At 45.8% G+C, this 19,430-nt stretch carries 18 protein-coding genes; 3 read left to right on the forward strand and 15 right to left on the reverse strand.

Going from position 1 to position 19,430, the window contains the following annotated elements; all coding sequences use genetic code 11:
* Window positions 1–147: 147 nt before the first annotated feature.
* The 4 genes from efp to BMY78_RS16710 all read right to left on the reverse strand — a co-directional run bounded on the left by efp (window position 148) and on the right by BMY78_RS16710 (window position 3,231).
* Entirely contained in the window at window positions 148–705 is a 558-nt protein-coding gene (gene efp, locus BMY78_RS16695) for an elongation factor P (protein WP_024631007.1), read from the reverse strand.
* A gap of 313 nt (window positions 706–1,018) precedes the next feature.
* Entirely contained in the window at window positions 1,019–2,092 is a 1,074-nt protein-coding gene (locus BMY78_RS16700; RefSeq protein ID WP_090900816.1) for a M24 family metallopeptidase, read from the reverse strand.
* A gap of 39 nt (window positions 2,093–2,131) precedes the next feature.
* Window positions 2,132–2,575: a type II 3-dehydroquinate dehydratase gene (gene aroQ / locus BMY78_RS16705; RefSeq protein ID WP_076291868.1), complete on the reverse strand. Its 444-nt coding sequence runs from the start codon at window positions 2,573–2,575 to the stop codon at window positions 2,132–2,134.
* A gap of 77 nt (window positions 2,576–2,652) precedes the next feature.
* Window positions 2,653–3,231 (reverse strand): YqhR family membrane protein, encoded by a 579-nt coding sequence (locus BMY78_RS16710; RefSeq protein WP_090900819.1) that lies wholly within the window; start codon window positions 3,229–3,231, stop codon window positions 2,653–2,655.
* Window positions 3,232–3,446: 215 nt separating this feature from the next.
* Between BMY78_RS16710 and BMY78_RS16715 the strand changes: the two genes are divergently transcribed.
* Both BMY78_RS16715 and BMY78_RS16720 read left to right on the forward strand, forming a co-directional pair.
* A complete protein-coding gene (locus BMY78_RS16715; RefSeq protein ID WP_090900822.1) occupies window positions 3,447–4,439 on the forward strand; it encodes a DUF1385 domain-containing protein in 993 nt (330 codons plus the stop codon).
* A gap of 5 nt (window positions 4,440–4,444) precedes the next feature.
* Window positions 4,445–4,777 carry a hypothetical protein gene (locus BMY78_RS16720; RefSeq protein ID WP_090900826.1) on the forward strand — a complete coding sequence of 111 codons (333 nt, stop codon included), beginning with the start codon at window positions 4,445–4,447 and terminating at the stop codon, window positions 4,775–4,777.
* Between the two features lie 68 nt (window positions 4,778–4,845).
* Here BMY78_RS16720 and BMY78_RS16725 read toward each other — a convergent pair whose 3' ends face one another.
* The 3 genes from BMY78_RS16725 to mntR all read right to left on the reverse strand — a co-directional run bounded on the left by BMY78_RS16725 (window position 4,846) and on the right by mntR (window position 8,169).
* Window positions 4,846–5,847: a patatin-like phospholipase family protein gene (locus BMY78_RS16725; RefSeq protein ID WP_090900829.1), complete on the reverse strand. Its 1,002-nt coding sequence runs from the start codon at window positions 5,845–5,847 to the stop codon at window positions 4,846–4,848.
* Window positions 5,848–5,932: 85 nt separating this feature from the next.
* Window positions 5,933–7,531 carry a family 10 glycosylhydrolase gene (locus BMY78_RS16730; protein ID WP_090900832.1) on the reverse strand — a complete coding sequence of 533 codons (1,599 nt, stop codon included), beginning with the start codon at window positions 7,529–7,531 and terminating at the stop codon, window positions 5,933–5,935.
* A 209-nt stretch (window positions 7,532–7,740) separates the two neighbouring features.
* On the reverse strand, window positions 7,741–8,169 hold the full coding sequence (mntR, locus tag BMY78_RS16735) for a transcriptional regulator MntR (RefSeq protein ID WP_090900835.1): 429 nt from the start codon (window positions 8,167–8,169) through the stop codon (window positions 7,741–7,743).
* Between the two features lie 231 nt (window positions 8,170–8,400).
* Here mntR and splB point away from each other — a divergent pair, with 231 nt between their 5' ends.
* Window positions 8,401–9,471: a spore photoproduct lyase gene (splB, locus tag BMY78_RS16740; RefSeq protein WP_090900838.1), complete on the forward strand. Its 1,071-nt coding sequence runs from the start codon at window positions 8,401–8,403 to the stop codon at window positions 9,469–9,471.
* A gap of 150 nt (window positions 9,472–9,621) precedes the next feature.
* On the opposite strand, the gene BMY78_RS16745 is transcribed toward splB, so the two are convergent.
* The 8 genes from BMY78_RS16745 to BMY78_RS16780 form a co-directional block, all read right to left on the reverse strand.
* Window positions 9,622–10,335 carry a cytochrome c biogenesis CcdA family protein gene (locus BMY78_RS16745; RefSeq protein ID WP_090900841.1) on the reverse strand — a complete coding sequence of 238 codons (714 nt, stop codon included), beginning with the start codon at window positions 10,333–10,335 and terminating at the stop codon, window positions 9,622–9,624.
* A gap of 47 nt (window positions 10,336–10,382) precedes the next feature.
* Window positions 10,383–11,186: a metal ABC transporter permease gene (locus BMY78_RS16750; RefSeq protein ID WP_090900844.1), complete on the reverse strand. Its 804-nt coding sequence runs from the start codon at window positions 11,184–11,186 to the stop codon at window positions 10,383–10,385.
* Window positions 11,187–11,236: 50 nt separating this feature from the next.
* On the reverse strand, window positions 11,237–11,995 hold the full coding sequence (locus BMY78_RS16755; RefSeq protein WP_053784393.1) for a metal ABC transporter ATP-binding protein: 759 nt from the start codon (window positions 11,993–11,995) through the stop codon (window positions 11,237–11,239).
* Between the two features lie 55 nt (window positions 11,996–12,050).
* Window positions 12,051–13,040 (reverse strand): metal ABC transporter solute-binding protein, Zn/Mn family, encoded by a 990-nt coding sequence (locus tag BMY78_RS16760; RefSeq protein WP_090900847.1) that lies wholly within the window; start codon window positions 13,038–13,040, stop codon window positions 12,051–12,053.
* A 313-nt stretch (window positions 13,041–13,353) separates the two neighbouring features.
* Window positions 13,354–15,384 (reverse strand): methionine--tRNA ligase, encoded by a 2,031-nt coding sequence (gene metG, locus BMY78_RS16765; protein WP_371129141.1) that lies wholly within the window; start codon window positions 15,382–15,384, stop codon window positions 13,354–13,356.
* Between the two features lie 429 nt (window positions 15,385–15,813).
* Window positions 15,814–16,065, reverse strand: a complete 252-nt coding sequence (gene yidD, locus BMY78_RS16770; RefSeq protein WP_024631022.1) for a membrane protein insertion efficiency factor YidD — start codon at window positions 16,063–16,065, stop codon at window positions 15,814–15,816.
* A 2-nt stretch (window positions 16,066–16,067) separates the two neighbouring features.
* Window positions 16,068–16,532: a Fur family transcriptional regulator gene (locus tag BMY78_RS16775; protein ID WP_090900850.1), complete on the reverse strand. Its 465-nt coding sequence runs from the start codon at window positions 16,530–16,532 to the stop codon at window positions 16,068–16,070.
* A 391-nt stretch (window positions 16,533–16,923) separates the two neighbouring features.
* Window positions 16,924–19,182: a stalk domain-containing protein gene (locus BMY78_RS16780; RefSeq protein ID WP_090900853.1), complete on the reverse strand. Its 2,259-nt coding sequence runs from the start codon at window positions 19,180–19,182 to the stop codon at window positions 16,924–16,926.
* Window positions 19,183–19,430 lie beyond the last annotated feature (248 nt).

The raw sequence follows: 19,430 nt of genomic DNA on the forward strand, positions 1-19,430 counted from the left end.
CACCGTCATTATTCTCTCCGAAAAATGACTTTAACCCAGTATATTACGAAAGCGTCTGATAGGCTAATCTTTTTTCGAAAAAACCCTTTGCCAGAGAAACGGCAAAGGGTTGAATTAACGCTTTATTAAGCTTACATTATGCGAACGTTACGCGCGGGAAGAGTATTTACCTTCACGAGTATCGATCAGCAGAACATCGCCTTCGTTAATGAACAATGGCACTTGTACGTTCAAGCCAGTTTCCACTTTTGCGTTTTTAGTAGCGCCTTGTGCCGTGTTACCTTTTACGCTTGGCTCTGTTTCGATAACTTTCAACTCTACGCTTGTAGGCAAGTCGATTCCGAGGATTTCACCTTGGTAGCTAACGATTTTTACGTTCATGTTTTCTTTGAGGAAATTCAATTCCCATTCCAATTGGTCGCTTGTCAGTGTGAACTGATCATAAGTTTCGTTGTCCATGAACGTGTGCTCTGTACCACTAGCATACAGGTAGGATACGCCACGGTTTTCGATGATGGCACGTCCAATGGTTTCACCTGCACGGAATGTTTTCTCAACGGTGTTACCGTTGCGCAGGTTTTTCAGTTTGGAACGTACGAAGGCAGCGCCTTTACCTGGTTTAACATGTTGGAAATCAAGTACGGTATAGATGTCGTTGTCTACTTGTACGGTCAAGCCTGTTTTAAAATCGTTTACTGAAATCACAAAAAATCCCTCCTGATATGGTTGAAAAGTAGGTGATATAAGACGATGCGTTAATTTAAAGGTGGGTTCATTCTGAATTGATGATCATGTGCAACGTGACCGTTACGGGTTCGGATCGTTCTTCCGATCGCTGTTGTCTCCTCATTTTCCCGATTAGACTTTAATAGGGTTTAAAATGAGGAGACAAAGGCGAGCGCTTCGCTTCTTCAGAATCGATTCCGCTCCCTTCACTACTTTTGCAATGGTCCATAACAATCAGCAATAACCTGTACCTATAAATTAAAAATCGTCTTATATCACCGTTGGCTGTAATTTAGCCGATTACGGTGAACTTCTTGTCCGAATTCGTCAAAATGTGAATACCTGTCTCGGTAATCACCACGTCATCCTCGATACGCACGCCGCCAAGGCCGTCAATGTAGATACCCGGTTCAACGGTTACCACCATGCCCGGTTTCAATACATCGTCGCTAAGCTTGGACAAACGAGGAGCCTCATGGACTTCCATACCCAGACCGTGGCCTGTGCTGTGTCCAAATTGCTCTCCATATCCGTGTCCTGCAATGATATCACGTGCCAATGCATCTGCTTCCCGTCCGGTCATGCCCGGTTTCAGGTTCGCCAGCGTATGTAACTGGGCTTCCAGTACGATATCGTAAATTTTACGCAGTTCAGGTACAGGTGTGCCTGTTGCGATGGTACGTGTCAGATCTGAACAGTATCCATCCAAAAGAGCACCAAAGTCAAATGTAATTAACTCATTTTGTCCGATGACTTTGCCGCTTGCTACACCGTGAGGCATAGCAGAACGTTCACCCGATGCCACAATGGTGTCGAACGAAGAGGAGGTTGCTCCATGTTTGCGCATGAAAAACTCCATCTCCAAATCCACTTCACGTTCAGTCATACCCGCTTTTGCGAATTGCAAAACGTGACTGAATGTTGCATCTGCCAGATCCGCAGCTCTTTGCATTACAGCGATCTCATCTTCGTCCTTGAACATGCGAAGTTGCTCCACTATACCGGATACAGCTTTCAATTCAATGGACTGAAGCGCTTCAGCATAAGCAGTATGCGTACCATAGGTGACATGATCCTGCTCAAAGCCGACCTGTTTGATGTTTGCCGATGCAAGCAATTCGCGTACGGATTCCAACGGTTTTGGTCCATGTTCCACAACGGTAAATCCTTTGGCTTGTTGCGGCGCCTGTGTCATGTAACGGAAATCGGTAAGCAGATAAGCTTCCTGTTCCGTAATCAGCACATATCCTGCTGAGCCTGTAAAACCCGTCATATAACGACGGTTAATCGGATTTGTAATCAGCATAGCCGTGAGTTCATGTTCATGCATGGCCTCACGCAACTTATTTACTCGTTTGTTTTCCATCGGTAACCCTTCTTTCTCTCACATTCCCGGGTCCCCGGCTCAGGTTTGTTTGTCCAGATGACGCACGAGAGCCAGCAGCCCCAGTTCATAGCTTACTTCGCCAAATCCGGCAATCTGCCCGATTGTTTCTGCAGCAATTACTGAATGATGTCTGAACGCTTCGCGTGCATGAATGTTGGATAGATGTACTTCTACTGTAGGAACTTTTACGGCATTGATGGCATCACGCACAGCATAGCTGTAATGGGTCAGTGCTCCGGCATTCAGCATGATTCCGTCTGCATCGCCCATCGCTGCATGAATGCGATCAATGATGTCCCCTTCGTGATTGGATTGATAAAAAGCGATGGAGACACCAAGCTCCTCCGCCTGTCTGCGAATTTTGTCTTCAATATCCTTCAGACTAAGCGTTCCATAGATGCCGGGTTCACGTACACCGAGCATGTTCAGGTTCGGGCCATTGATTACAACAATCCGTTTCATAGCTGCTCCACCCTTTCTGCAAATAACCATCTGCTATTTTAACACAGCCATTGCCGGATTGAGAAGCTTTTTTGCGGCTATGCTCCCGCTTTCTCTGGCTCACGTTTCCGTTCATCCGTAAACTCCATGGCTACGGTGTAGCCAATAAAGAGTCCCCACAGCAAAAAGAAGCAAAATTCGGTAATGATTGAATCCCAGGTTAAGCGGTTTAAAGGCTTCACCATATCCAGTTTGGGACCTACCAGAACAAAGATAATGAGCCACCATAAAATCCCGTATCCCATGCCTGGAATCGGTCCTTTCCATTTTTTCAAAGTGAACGTGTAAATCAGGGAGGTGAGGACCGAAAAGACAATAAAAAATAGCCAGCCGGTCAAATGCCCAGCTGCAGTATAGATAAAATTGTGCTTGAAAAACGGTTCAGCCAAAAATCCCAGTGGCACAATCGTAAAATGAAGCAGATAAGACAGCCAATGCAAACCTCCCCAGATAAAACCTGCGAAGAAACCTAGCTCCACTGCAAATGGGAACGGTTTGGTGAAATAATGTGACTGGCCTTGTCGCTGGGTAGGACGTTTCCCGCGGTCCTTTTCCTCCCCTTTGTCAGCACGTCGATTTTCCTTATGGGATGTGCGTTCACCCGTGTATTCTGTCATCAAAATTCTCCTTCATGTTCAGTTTGCAAAATTGCGAATAAATCTCCATTTTCGTCCTAACTCTATCGGGTAGTATGTACAAATAAGGACAAAGATAACAACATCATCAATGGATCGACTCGTAAACTAGAAATTGCTCTCAAAATTCGATACAATAGGTTTATTAAACTGCCTTCGACCATGAAGGCCGAGAACAGAATAGGAAGGTGAATAATTTGCCTCAACAATCCAAGCCTGTCAGCTACGGGGGGCAAGCTGTCATTGAGGGCGTAATGTTCGGCGGTAAACATGTCAACGTTACAGCTGTGCGAAGAAAAGACGGCGAAATTACGTATCTGGAAGTTCCCAAGCAAGACAAGTCCTGGGTCATGAAATTGCGGCGGATTCCACTACTGCGCGGGATTGTCAGCATTATAGATTCGAGCGTCAAAGGAAGCAAACACCTCAATTATTCTGCTGACGCATACGCTGATGATGAACTGGAACCTGAAGAAAAAGCAAAGCAAAAAGAAAAAGAAGGCTCAGGTTGGAGCCTTAGCATGATTATCGGCGTCACCGCAGTAGCTATCCTTTCGTTCCTCTTTGGTAAAATAGTGCTTACCTTGTTGCCGGTTGTTATTGAGAATTTTCTTTTCAAAAATGCATTCGACAATCAGTTTTTGCATAATTTACTGGAAGGCGGAATTAAGCTGATTCTGTTGCTTGCCTATCTGTGGCTGATTTCCCAGACACCGATGATTAAACGGCTGTTCCAATACCATGGTGCAGAACACAAAGTCATTAGTGCTCATGAAGCCGGAGAAGAGCTTACACCAGAGAATGTGCAGAAGTATAGCCGTCTGCACTACCGCTGCGGAAGTAGTTTTATTATGTTAACTGTCATTATTGGCGTATTTTTGTACTCGCTCTTCACATACGATAACCTCTGGGAACGTATGGGACAGCGGCTGCTGTTGTTGCCAGTCGTACTCGGTATTTCATTCGAATTGTTGAAGTTGACCAACTCGGTACGTGACATCCCTGTACTTCGTTATCTCGGATACCCGGGGCTGTGGCTGCAATTGCTGACAACCAAAGAGCCAACGAATGAACAGGTAGAAGTATCCATTGCTTCGTTTAACCGTATGCGTGAATTGGATGCCAAACTCGCAAACGTATCCGCCACGTCGGAAGTTCCTGTTGCAACACTTGATCCTGTGAAAGGGTGAATGATATGAACAAGCAGGCAATCCTATTTTGGACGTTCATTGCACTCGCTGCTATTGGAATCTTGGCTAGGCTGGGAAGTGGAGGTTTATCTCAAATTATCATCCCCCTCGTCGTGTTCGGAGTTGTGTTCCTGCTCTATAAATATCCGCCCCGCCGTTGGGCACGCAAGGCATCGTCACCGAAGATTAAACCATCGGCTAAAACCATGGCTAAAGTTAATGCGCAGTCTAGCACTCGAAAAAGTAGCGGTTCTACCAAAAAACGCAAGGATTATCCTTTCCAAGTGATTCAGGGACAAAAGGGTAAAAGTGATGAGGACGTACCTAAGTATCACTAAAGCACCAATATCGGTGAAATACACAGAAAAGCAATTCTCCAAACATGCGGAGAATTGCTTTTTCATTTTTATACAGGAGTCAGCGGTGGGGTCTCCGCCTGTTTCTTTCTTAACTCTCGTTTCTGTTTGTCCAGCTGTTCACTGTATATCTTGGTATTCCATCCACTGAAAAATTCAGTACCAGCAGTGACCCCAGATTGATATAAAGCAGTACTGTCCTGTACGGAAAGGTTAAATTCTGTAGGTTTAATTCCAAGGGTAGGAATTTTCACAGTTCGGAAACGATTAACCTGTTCGATATATCGCTCGTCATGAGCAGTAAGCATCGTTTCAACCAATGCCTGAAGCATACTTAGAGGCCCTCTGATTCTAGCTGGCTCTCCTTCGATTTTGCCAACCATTTTAAAACCGACTACAGGGATGAGATCTCCTCCACGTTCTGTACGCTCTCCATCAAACAACCAGAGTGGAAAATTGCTCAGTAATGCTCCGTCGACGATGTAAACAAACTGGTCCGCAAAGCGTAATCCTTTGGACAGGATCGGGGATCTGCGAATGGCAACCGGGTCGAAAAAATAGGGGATACTGCAACTCATACGTACAGCCTTGGCTACTTCCAGTTTCGAAGGATCAATTCCGAATCGTTTGATATCATCTGGAAGCACCAAAATAGTGCCGTTGGAAATGTCCGATGCAATGATTAGCAACTTACCTGGAGGCAAATCAGCAAACGTCCGCACTCCCTTTTTTTTCAGCATATCCCGAATCCAGCATTCCAGTGCTTCCCCAGAATATAACCCTTTCTTCAAAAACAGCCTCGCTGCGGGTCCGATCCACTTGGTATCAAATAGGGGAGAACGTCGCAGCAACGAAGCAAACGGCGTATTCTCGATAATGACTTTCATCTCTTCCGCCGAATAGCCCGCGGCCAGCAAAGCAGCTACGATGGAGCCCGATGACGTGCCCGCTACGCGATTGAACTCAACACCTAGATCCTCCGCACCCTTTACGGCGCCAGCCAGCGAAATCCCCTTAACGCCGCCACCTTCAAAAACTCCATTAATCAACACAAATAAAACCCCCGTTCTCCAGGCAGTCCATGCTACTACTGCCACTGTATGAGAACAGGGGTTGGTCATATGACGTTAAATTGTTTTACAATCCATAATAAGCTTTTAATTTGGCGATCAAGCCGAGCGGATTTTTCGTCAGGTACTGTGAGCTGAAGAAAATGTCCCCTTTCACCGTGTCATATTTCTCATTATACATAAGCTGATCAATGATTTCCTGTGATGTCTGCCACCCGATTTCCGGTGTGCCGAGCTTATAAGGCGAGTGACCAATATACAATTTCACATCCGTATTAGCTACTTCATTAGCCCACCAGTCAACCACCTTGTCATATCGTGCTGCGCTTAGTGTCATGCTCCAGTACACTTGGGGTGCAACATAGTCGATCCACTCCTGCTTAATCCATGTCCGCACATCCGCATTCATGCTGTCATAAGCGGTTACTCCTGCCTTTGTATCAGAACCTGTCATATCAACTGATTTATTACGCCATACACCAAATGGGCTAATGCCATATTCAACGCCAGCTTTCACCTTGTGGATGTTCTCTCCAAGCTGCTTGACGAATTGATTGATGTTGTCCCGGCGCCATTCTGCACGGTCACTCGTATTCAAGGTGTTGTATGCTTTGAAAGCCGCATCATCATTAAACGTTACATTGGAAGGATAGAAATAATCATCCAAATGTACGCCATCAACATCATACTGATTAACCACTTCCATAATGGAGTCAATAATATGCTGTCTCGCTTCCGGGATGCCTGGGTTGATATACAGCTTGCCTGATGCGTTAACAATCCAGTCCGGGTGAAGCTTGGATACATGGTTGGCAGCAAGCCCGGTTGTCGTTGCCGAATTGGTAGCCCGGAACGGGTTGAACCAGGCATGGAACTCAAGACCCCGTTTGTGAGCTTCCTCGATCATAAATGCAAGTGGATCATATCCGGGATCTTTCCCTTGTGTACCTGTCAGCACACTATTCCACGGTACGAGACCTGATGGATAGATCGCATCCCCATTCGCTCGCACTTGAACAAATACAGCATTCATTCCCATATCCTTCAACGTATCAAGCTGCTGAATGAACTCCAGCTTTTGTTTCTCCACATTTCCTTTGGCACTAGATGAAGGCCAGTCACCGTTTACCGTTGAAATCCAGGCTCCTCGCATCTCATCCGTATTTGGCGTAGTTCCTGTCCCTCCAGGCTCTGCTGGTGTTACTGGATTAGGATTAGGGGCATTACCTGTGGTCAGATTAATCGTCTGCTCAGACTGGTTCCATGTGACCTGAATTCCCAAGTTCTCACTGACGAATCGAATCGGTACCATGACACGACCTTGCTTCAGTTCGACCGATGCATCAAGATCAACCACGGTACTGTCCACTGTTGCCTGCTGGCGTCCAGTCGTCATCGTAATGACTGAATCGGATTTCTTGATTGTAACTGTGCGCGTAGCCTGTGACCAAAGCACAGATGCACCCAGTCCTTCGCTAATGACACGCAGAGGAACCATCGTTACATTTACTTTGGGCAAAATGTAAGGTGAGACATCCGATTCCAAACGTTGACCATCCAAATAAATGACAATTTCCTTTTGACTAGCTGCCTGCGCCGTCAGTCCTGAGGTTTGTAAACCCAGAACAAAAATGAGCAGCAGGATCAATCCTTTACGAAGCTTCATCAGTGCAATCCTCCAAAATAATTATAAATTCGCGGCAAATTCTGCTAGTTTAATAGACGCTCCTAATGATTGTTAAGTTGCGAATAATCGCCAAATTTTGGTCAAGAAAAAGCAAAAGGACGCTACCTACCGTTTTAGCGGCAGGTGCATCCTCTGATTTTGATTGGATATTCATTGTGATTTTCCAGGCGAGTCTGGCTTTTGAAGGCTTAGGATTCTGTATTGCTCATGACTTCCTGAATACTTTTAAGATCACGCAGTCGATTCTCATCCTGGCGGAAATATTCAACCAAAGATTCGATGCAGGTAATGGAATCCCAGCTCAGATGGTGTTCAATTCCTTCAACATCCTGGTATATATTTTCCTCTTGGACACCAATCGTCGTCAAAAATTGTTCAAGCAGATGATGGCGCTCCATCAGTCGTTTGCCCATCTTTTTGCCTTTTGGCGTAAGTACCAGCCCGCGGTACTTCTCATAGATCAGGTACTCGTCTTTGTCCAGCTTTTGGATCATCTTCGTCACCGATGAAGGATGTACTTCCAAACCTTCAGCTATATCAGACACACGAGCATAGCCCTTTTCATCAATTAATTTGTATATACGCTCCAAATAATCTTCCATACTGGGCGTTGGCATCTGCTTCCCTCTCTTCTCTCTGACCGACAATATTCTTGCCTGGTCCCTATCTTATAATGATACATGTTATCAATACGCATTGGCAAGTCCTGCACAATTCATTCACTATTTCCTGTCCTTTAAATACTTCTCAGGGTTCAAATCCGTTACCATTACGCAAGTATTGGCAAGGGTGACTTATCCCGAAACGAGGCAAACTAAGCAAGGTTCCGTATTGAAAGGAGTGATTTCGTGAGTACAAGTGTAGCGCATCCACCCGTTCGCAAAGCAAAAGGCACTAAACCCTTTATTCCCGATTTGGTGTATTTTGAACCCGGTGCGCTGGAATATGAGAAAGGCAAACGAATTATGGAATGGGTTACTTCTAAAGATATCCCATATCAGATGACGACATCCCATAATCGAATTACCAATCTCCCTGGTGAAACAGAACAGGAAAAGTACCGAATGGCGAAGCGTACCCTTGTCGTAGGCGTACGTAAAACACTCAAGTTTGACCAATCGAAGCCTTCGGCCGAATATGCTATTCCCATCTCCACAGGCTGTATGGGCCACTGTCATTATTGTTATCTTCAAACAACACTTGGGGCCAAGCCCTATGTCCGCGTCTATGTAAACACCGAAGAGATCATTGAGGCTGCCAAGGGATACATTGAGGAACGTGCACCTGAACTTACCCGTTTTGAAGCAGCGTGTACATCCGATCCCGTAGGTCTGGAGCATATTACGGGAAATCTCGGTGACCTGATTCGTTTTATGGCGGATGAGGAGCATGGGCGACTTCGCTTTGTAACCAAATATCATCATGTCGATCCATTATTAGACATCAAACATAACGGACACACTCGTATCCGTTTCAGTGTGAATTCCGATTATGTGATCAAAAATTTTGAGCCAGCCACCTCACGGTTTGAAGAGCGGATTGAAGCTGCAGGCAAAATAGCTCATGCCGGTTATCCGCTCGGATTCATTATTGCCCCAATTATTTGGTACGACGGATGGGAAGAAGGATATAGTGAGCTTTTACAAAAGCTTGCCGTCACACTTCCCGAAGAAGCAACCAAGGATCTAACCTTTGAAATGATCCAGCATCGTTTCACCAAAACAGCAAAAGCCACCATCGAGAAGCGATACCCCAAAACCAAGCTGGAGATGGATATCGAAAAGCGGAAAATGAAATGGGGCCGCTGGGGACAATATAAATATGTGTATAAGGATGATCAGCAGGATGCCCTGCGCGAGTTTATAACCGAGCGCATTTTTGAGCATTTTCCACTGGCCAACATTGATTACTTCACCTAAGCGTAGAGCCGGCATTAGCAACTTTTGATAAGAGCCATTGATTAAAAAAGCAGGTTACATGGTCCCAGAATTGTTCTGGTTCCCATGTAGCCTGCTTTGTTCATATTTAAAATAACAATTGAGTAAAACAAAAAGCGTCGTTACTCTGCGCTAGATAATCATCCAGTCTGGTGTAATTTGCTGTAGCCAGATCGTGATTTTCGTCATCTGATCCGTGAATAACAGCACGCCGAGGAACAACATTAATGCGCCCCCGGCTTTCATCATGATATTGGAATAACGCAAGATCCAGCGTGTAGAACCGATGAAAAAGGCCAGAATGAAGAACGGTAACGCAAATCCGGCCGTGTAACCCGTAATCAAAGCCAACCAGGTGGTTGGTTCGCTCGCAGCCATCGCGATGATAGCAGTCAAAATCGGTCCAATACAAGGCGACCAGCCTGCCGAGAAACCAATGCCAAAAATAAATGAGCCCAAGTAACCCGCTGGTTTCCATTTCATATCCAGCTTGCGCTCTTTCATCAGAAACTGAGGTTTGAACAAACCAAGCAAAAATAAACCCATTAACATAATCAAGATTGCGGATAATTGACGAATAAGATCACGGTTATCATTGAAAAATTGACCAAATAATCCGGCTCCCAGCCCGAGCGAATAAAACACAGCCGAGAAGCCCAAAATAAACGCCAGCGTGTGAGTCAATGTCTTGAAGCGAACTTCACGCTGATTGCGTTCATCCTTCAACCGTTGTACCGTCATCCCCGTAATGTAGGAAAGATACGAAGGATACAGCGGAAGACAGCATGGCGATATAAACGAAGCTAATCCTGCTACAAAAGCCAGCCACACATTAACATCAGGCATGAAGCGGATGTCTCCCTTCCCTGGGGCTCACTTGCTCACGTTCAGACTCAGGCTCGGAACCCTTTTTTTCCAATCATCGTAAGAATCAGCATCATGATAAGCAAAAGTACAATCGTTGCTCCCGGTGCAAGGTTCCAGATCCCGGCCACAACCAGTCCAATGACCACAGCAATTTCGCCAATGACCACGGACAATATAATCGCCGATTTGAAACTTCGTGCCATTAGCAAGCTGACAGCTACCGGAATGGTCAGCAATGCGGATACTAGCAATGCGCCGACGATTTTGATCGCCGTACTAATAACAAGAGCTGTCATCACGGTAATCAACATGTTAAGCACTTTCACGGGCAATCCGGTAACCGCTGCGGCATCCTCTTCAAAGCTGAGCAGGAAAAACTCCTTATGTAACAGCGCTACAACGATGACCACGATCAGCGTGACCACACCAACCAGCTTCAAATCCGTGGAGTCTAGTGTATAAATACTGCCGAACAGGTAACTCATAACATCTGTATTGTATCCTTTGCCCAGTGTGAAGAACAACGAAGCCAGCGCTACTCCACCGGACATGATAATCGCAATCGATAACTCGGCGTAACTTTTGTAAGCCTTGCGAAGTTTCTCTATCGCAAATGATGCGAGCACGGCAAAAATAAGTCCCACCGCAATCGGATACACTTCAATCAGGAATCCGAGTGCAACCCCCGCAATCGTTACATGTGACAGGGTATCCCCGATCATGGATAAACGGCGCAGCACCAGAAACAATCCGATCAACGGTGCGGTGATGCCGATTAGCAATCCACCCGCCAGCGCCCGCTGAAAAAAATCACTCATTAATATTTCCAAAACACACACGACTCCTTCGGCCTTGCTCTAATCTGGTTGCGCACTCGCGTCTAACGAACCTGGGTGGTGGTATGCTGCAAATTAGTCTCGGCACAGTCTTCCACCTCATGGGAGTGACGAACATGGAAATGAATCTTTCCGTTCGTCACCGCTGCTTTGGAACCGAGATAACTCTCCATCCGATCCATATCATGTGATACCATCAGGAATGTCATCCGGTGATGTTCATGCATATGGGTAATCAGTTCGAAAAAGCTGGCCTGGGATTCCGCATCAATGCCCACCGTCGGTTCATCCAGAATCAACAGATCAGGGTGATTAATAAGCGCCCGTGCCAAAAATACACGCTGTTGCTGTCCGCCGGACAGTTGTCCAATTCGTTTGTTCGCTAGATCCTCGATCCGCATCACTTGCAGGGCATCTGTGCACTGCTGCTGACATTTACGAGACATGCGGCGGAACATATTCTTGTTGTTGTACAAGCCGGACATCACGACTTCCCGTACCGTCGCAGGGAACAATGGGTTAAACGCATTTTTTTGCGGAACATAACCAATCCGTTCCCAATCTTTAAAACGGCGGATCGACTGTCCGAATAGCTTGATATCTCCCTCGGCTGGAGGTAATAGTCCAACCAACATCCGCAGTAATGTCGTTTTGCCCGCCCCGTTTGAACCGATAATCCCGACAAAATCCCTTTCCTGGACCATAAAATCAAGATTTTCAATTACTCGCTGGTCTCCGTAGGAAAATGATAGTTTCTCGATCTCTATGATTGGATCATGACACAATGGCATGATTTGCTGCATGGCAAAGCCGCCCTTCATTATATATAAGGATTGCAAACGAATCCTTCAGTCTATCTTATTTTAATGCGATCAGCAGATTTTGCAAATTTTTCTCCATCAGGGTGAAATAATCATCCCCGTTGGTCGCCTGTTCTTTGGTTAAACCTTCTACCGGATTCAATACCATGGTCTCTACACCCGCTTCATTAGCAAGGGTTTTCGCCAGTTTATCAGACACCAGCTCTTCGAAGAAAATGTATTTAATCCCTTCATCCTTCACCAACTTGGCTAATTTCACAATATCTTGACCTGTGGGCTCCGCATCTGGAGAAAGTCCCATAATAGCATGCTGGGTCAACCCATAATCACGTGCAAGGTACCCAAAGGCTTGGTGTGATACGACAATTTCCTTGTTCGGTACGTTGGACAATTCATCCGTAAAGTGCTGATCCAGTGCTTCCAGCTTGGTCCGCAGCTCTTCGTAGCGTTGTTCATATCCTTCTTTATGTGCAGGGTCTACTTCAACCAGGCTGTTTTTGATATTCTCGGCCATTACCATTGCCGATTTTGGACTTACCCATGTATGTGGGTCCACATGATGGTCTGCAATGTCCTCTGCGTTCGCTTCATCTGCATGTTCGTCGCTATGTTCATCCACCTGTTCTTCACCATGACCGTGTCCATCATCACCTTCAGCAGTCAATAGAGTAACCCCTTCACTTACTGCAACTGACTTCACCTTGGTATCGCTATTCAGTGACTTCAGGAAGTTGGGGACCCATCCTTCCAGTCCTGCACCATTGTATAGAAATAACTGGGCTTTGGATGTATTTACAATATCTTGACTTTTTGGCGTCCAGTCATGTGGTTCAACACCTGTTGGCAGCAAATTAATGACATTTGCATCTTCTCCGCCAATTGTGGCCGTAAACGCATAGACAGGATAGAAGCTCGTGATCACATTCACTTTGCCTTCCACCAGCTTGGCATTCTCCGAATTATTCTGACCGCATGCCGACAATATGAGCAAACTAAGAACAAGCAGACCACTAAGCAACCATTTCATATGCCTTCTTCTACCTGTCGCTAAAGTCCGGTTTACCTGGTCTGAATTTCTTCCATAATAAAGTTTCACTAGTATTCACTCCGCATCTCTTAATCGTAAACATTACTGAAAGAATTATAGGTAACCTGCTCGAACTTGTCAAGCCGCTCTGTCCTATTCATTCTTTCCTTGAGCACGGAGTTCATAACAGTATATGCTTGTTTTCTTCGTCTTAGATGCGATGTCATCCCAAAATAAAAAGTGACCCGATTCTCATCGAGCCACCTTCTATTACAACAATATAAATCAATTTCTTGATTACACAGTCAAAACCCTATTTCACTTGTGCGCCATTAGGCATATTGTCCGGTACCGTTGCCAGTGTAAGCTGGTCACCATGGGATGCGGCCAGAATCATGCCCTGGGACAGTTCACCGCGCAATTTCACAGGCTTGAGGTTCGTCACACAGATGACTTTGCGTCCAACCATATCTTCAGGTGAATAAAACTTCGCGATTCCCGATACAACCTGACGTTGCTCATAGCCCAGATCCAGCTGCAACTTCAGCAATTTATCAGCTTTCTTGACCGGTTCACAGGCAATGACTTGAGCGACACGCAGTTCCACTTTGGCGAAATCATCAATACCGATCTCTTCTTTGCCTTCTGGTGCTGTGACGGGTTGAGCGGGTTCAGAAGAGCCTCCAGCATCAGCTTGAGCTGCCTCAGGCTGCGCTTCAACTTTTTTGCCCCCAGTCATTGCTTCAGCAATATAAGCAATCTCCTGTTCAGAGTCCAGACGTGGGAAGATCGGATCACCCTTCTGCAAAGCGTTGCCAGCCGGAATAACGCCCCATTGCTTCGCTGAATCCCAAGCCGTCAGTTCACCTTCCTGGATGCCGAGTTGTTCCCAAATTTTGCGCGGAGCACGTGTCAGGAACGGCTGCAAGAGGATGGAAGCGATCCGCAAGCTTTCAATTAAATGTGACATTACCGATGCCAGTTCATTGCGTTTTGCTTCATCACGAGCCAGAGCCCAAGGCTGAGTCTCGTCAATGTATTTGTTGCTGCGGCTCACAAACTGGCTGATCGCTGTCAACGCTACGGAAAATTGCAGATTTTCCATGGCTTGCTCTACTTTCTCCACAGCAGCAAGACCCGCTTCTTCAAGAGAAGCATCAAATTCAGTCACACCGGAAGTAAACTCAGGCGCTTTACCTTCGAAATATTTGTCCACCATGGCTACCGTACGGTTCAACAGGTTTCCAAGGTCATTGGCCAGGTCGGAGTTCACACGTTCTACAAAGCTTTCTGGAGTAAACGTACCATCTGAACCAAATGGAACTTCACGCAGCAGGTAATAACGCAGTGCATCCAAACCATAACGGTCAATCAGAGTTACCGGGTCAACAACATTGCCTTTTGATTTGGACATTTTGCCGTCTTTCATCAACAGCCAACCATGAGCGAATACTTTCTTCGGTAAAGGCAGATCCAGTGCCATCAGCATAATCGGCCAGTAAATCGTATGGAAACGAACAATTTCTTTACCTACCAGATGCACGTCTGCTGGCCAGAATTTGTTGTAAAGTGTTTCGTCGGATGATCCATAACCCAGAGCTGTAATATAGTTGGATAAGGCATCAATCCATACGTATACAACGTGTTTCGGATCGCCTTTAACTTTGACGCCCCATTCGAAAGTGGTCCGGGATACGGCCAAGTCTTCCAGACCTGGCTTGATGAAGTTGTTGATCATTTCATTTTTGCGGGACTCCGGCTGAATAAAACCCGGATTCTCTTCATAATATTTCAGCAAACGATCAGCATACTTGCTCATCCGGAAGAAGTAGGATTCTTCTTTGACCAGCTCCACCGGATGTCCGCTATCCGGACTTTTAGCCGAGATAATCTCGCCTTTGTCATTCTTCTCCACATCCACCAGTTGGGTTTCCGTGTAATAGGTCTCATCCGGGATACTGTACCAGCCTTCGTACTCACCCTTGTAGATATCCCCTTGTTTCAGCAAACGGTCAAAGATATCCTGAACCACTGTTTTGTGGCGCTCTTCCGTCGTACGAATGAAGTCGTCATTGGAAATGTCCAGTTTGTTCCACAGTTCCTTGATGCCAACTACGATGTCGTCTATAAAGGCTTGTGGTGACTGTCCTTTCTCTTGTGCCTTGCGCTCAATCTTCTGCCCATGTTCATCGGTTCCTGTCAGATAGTGAGCATCATAACCGCGTAGACGCTTGTAACGAACCATCGCATCTCCTGCCACAGTCGTGTAGGCGTGCCCGATATGCAGTTTGTCACTCGGATAATAAATCGGTGTTGTCAGATAAAATGTTTTTTGATCAGCCATAGATGACTTCTCCTCCTTCATATGGTCCTGCTTTTTCATTGCTTTTGCCTAAAAAAGAACACAAAAAACTCCCGTCCCTATATGGGACGAGAGTTGCTCTCACGTGTTACCACCCAAATTCCCCGTGCTTTTCGCAAACCACAGGCTCTGCCGGTCCTTCGACCGCCCATTAACGCTGGATCACGCCTCAGCCTTACGACAGCCGTTCTAATCAACGTCTGCACGCTCGAAAGAGGTTCCTCCGGGACCATATTCCATCCTCCTCCCAGACCGGTTCTCAGCTCATCCGGCTCTCTGCACTGGGGGTGTGTCTGTACTTATCCCTTCACTGGAAATCATTATACGAAAAATATACTGAAATACTGCCTCCTTTGTCAAGTGGACAGCAATCTTAAATCAACTCAAACCGGCAAAACGACCATTGAATCGTTAATCCGATACCATCACAGACTTTTCAGCCTTCGGCGGCACCAGATCCACTCCGCCTGGATGAAACGGATGGCATTTCGCAATACGCTTTGCCGCAAGCAGCGATCCTTTGAACGCACCGTGCACCTCAATCGCCTCCATCGCGTAAGCCGAGCAGGTAGGATAGAAACGACATGTCGGCGGCTTCAATGGAGAGATATAGCTGCGATACACCCGAATGGGAGCCTGAACCAGTCTGCGGGATAACTTCATCGTCAGTGCTTCCCGTGAGTGTGCTGATGTCCGGATGACACTTTGGCTGGCATATATTCTACACAGTCCTTACAGTACCCGAAAACTTCAAATTTATGATCGACAACCTGGAATTGCTCTGGCGCATCTGCAAGCTGCATCGGGCAAAAAACGATGGGATATGTCTTCTGGCATTTCAGACAAATCATATGGTGATGATGGTGATCCTCGCTGCAATGTGCTCTGAACTTCACCCCATCTTCAAAGATGACCTGTTCCAGCACACCCAATTCCTGCATGACACGCAAATTCCGGTACACCGTGTCAAAACTCAGTCCGCTGTAGGTTTTCCCCATATATTCATAGACGTCCTTGGGTGTTAAATACCCAGGGGATTCGGCAAATAACCGGGCCAGTGTTTTCCGCTGATCCGTAATGCGGAGCCCCTGCGAGGACATGGTAGTAATAATCTGTTCTGTCGACAGCATGACCTAAAACACCTCCTGTCATACGAGCATTCTGCATACATCCAAAGAGCGACTGCAATCCAGCAATCCCTAGATCGGAGTGGTTCTAATTGTCTAGGTATTGTACCCGTTAGCGTGTGGAATCAAAATATGCAAAATGCTGATACTTATGCTTGATTTATATACTTCTAATAATGCCTTAAATGAAGTTCATAGTCAACGAAAGCGCTTAGATACCGCTAATTACAAGCTGAACTAAAAAAGAGCTGCCCCCGTCACTTGCATGACTTGGGACAGCTCTTTCTTCTGACGGTTCAGAAGTTTAATCCTTCGGGCGACTTTTGGGGTGACAGGATATATAGCATATTAACTTTCACTCCAAACCGTCCGTTCCTGGTGACAGGAGAAGTAATTACTTCTCTGTCGGAAGCGGTGTGAACAGCAAGTTGACAGGAAGGTTGCTTCCTGGTGCCGCCGAGAACACAATCGTTACAGCTTCGCCGTACGAACCTGTGCGATAGAGTACACTTTGTTCATTTGGTGCACTTAAGGATTTACTGCTATTCGAAATCTGCACAACCTGACCATTAACGAGTGCCACACCCGAGTATCTACCACCACGAGGGTTGAATGAGATCAGTGTGCGCGGAGCCACATTGTTCAGTGTAATTTTGTAAAGTACGCCGAAGTTACCCGCGTTAGAAGCTTCCGTATAGGCCATAGGGTCTGTGCCGACCAGATTCGGGTCACTTGCATTATCCCCAAGCGGCAGACGAGCAGGCTTCGAACCTACTTCTTGGTCATACGTAATGACACGTGTTGCATTCGGATACGTTCCACGGTTGTGTACACCATCACGATCCAGAACAGGCAGTGTGGACCATACGGCCATCGGATCTTTATTTTCTTCGATCATGATAATGTTGTAATCCAGCCTGTAGTCGCTGAAAACATCAGAATACAGCGAAATAACTTGCCCTTGCTTCATGGGAAGAGCATTGAGTTCAGTAAGAATCAATTTGCTTTCTCCTGGCTGCAGTACAACATTCAATTTTCCAGTGCCATCTTGCATAGACTGGAACCAACGTTCAATTGATAATCTTCCGGCTACTGTTGCGAATGGCGAAGGACCTGCGAAGCCCATATTTTGCTGCTCTAATGTTGCTGCATACATATTATTATTCGTAGCAACAACGTACATTTTCACGTTTTTGCCGGTGTTATTTACATGGTGAATCATGAAACGGGTCTGACCGATTGAAGTCTCTTTGTACACAATCCCTTCCGAATTAACGGTTTCCGGGCTGTTACTGCGAATCAGCACACTTTGTTCATCGTAATAAGTGTACGGAACTTTCTCCATGGCAGGAACTTCACTGCCGTTGAAGCTGAACTTGTCACCCACCGGCGTGAACAACTGATTAAAATCAGAGATAGTATACAGTGTTTCATTGGTGATATTGACATTCTTGGTATAACTGTTACTAGCACCATGTTTGTCCGTAACCGTAATCGTTACTGTTTTCGGTCCCGGAACAAAGAATGCCAGAGCATTGTTTTCCCATTCAGTTTTCACAATAGCATTTTCGTCATCGGTGCTTTGATCAATGTACGTGATCTTTTCACCCATTTTGTATTCTTCCTTGTCCGTCATAAACATCGCTACAGGAGGAAGATTGGGTTTCTGTACCTGAATCGTAACAGAATACGGATCACTCCATTGCCCGCTCGAATCCTGGACAGCATACGTTACCGTATATGTACCTGGTTGGTCAAACGAATCCTGACGACCAGTCCAGCGCTCGTCGACGATGTCCAATCCCTTGGGAGAGCTGGATTTAGTGTTGTATGTCACCGTGTCTCCTACAAAAATCTCTTTTGGTACCGTGAAGCTGGCTACCGGTTTGGTATTCAGGTTCAGTACTACAGTCTTCGCAGACTGATTCACTTTATAAGTAATGTTGAGTGCCTGAGTAATCGACGTCAGTGGCACCATGAACGTATTTTTTTGTTGATAGGCAGGGCCCTTCATCGTTCTGGATTCACCGTTAACTGTGTAAACGCTACTATTCGTTTTGAAGCGAAGCTCATCTTCGCCACTAATAATAATGGTTTCTTTGGTTGTATTATCATATTTCACTTCATAACCAACCCGATCAACCAGTGCGCGGATCGCTACATAAGATACGCCATTTTTAACAGCCATCGGCTGTCCGGCAAGATAGGTTTTGCCGTCTTGCACCATTTTGTTGCTGTTCATATAAAGTGTCAGATCTCCGCCTTTACTTCCGGCTACAGATTGACCGCTTGTAGATGGTTGCTCAACCTCAACTGGAGCTGTTGGAACAGTTGTTTCCTCTCCCGCATCCTCTTCATCAGCAGGATCTATAACAGGGTCAACCGGAGTAACGTCTGTACCTGTTGGTTCATTGGTCACCGGGTTTGTTCCTTCGACTTCATTGTTATCAGACTGTTTTGAATCTGACCCGGACTTTACATCCGATTCCGCGATCGTTTGTTCTTTCTTCACAACCTCCACGGATTTAACATTGGCTGTATTCACTGTTGTTGTATCGCTTTGATCGGCTGCCAGTGCATTCGCTGGAATCGCTGCAAACGCTTGGAATACAGCTAAAGCGGTAAGTACGGATAATTTCTTCTTCAAATTCATTCTTTTTCTTTGGCTCCTTCTGCTCCCATTTTATAAATATCCCCCTCAAAAAGTCATACTATTAGACGCTTACTACCGGGAAAAGTTGCTAAAAATATTTGATAACGATTGTAAACTTTTAATCGAGCGAAAATACTATGAAAATAGTTATCTATTAAACTTTCGTTTTGGAGTGAAGCCAGTTTAAAAACCAGCCACAAATTCCAATAAAAAATCCCTCCAGAACATGGTTGAATAAGCACCATGCC

The organism is Paenibacillus sp. OK076 (assembly GCF_900110055.1).
GTDB lineage: Bacteria > Bacillota > Bacilli > Paenibacillales > Paenibacillaceae > Paenibacillus.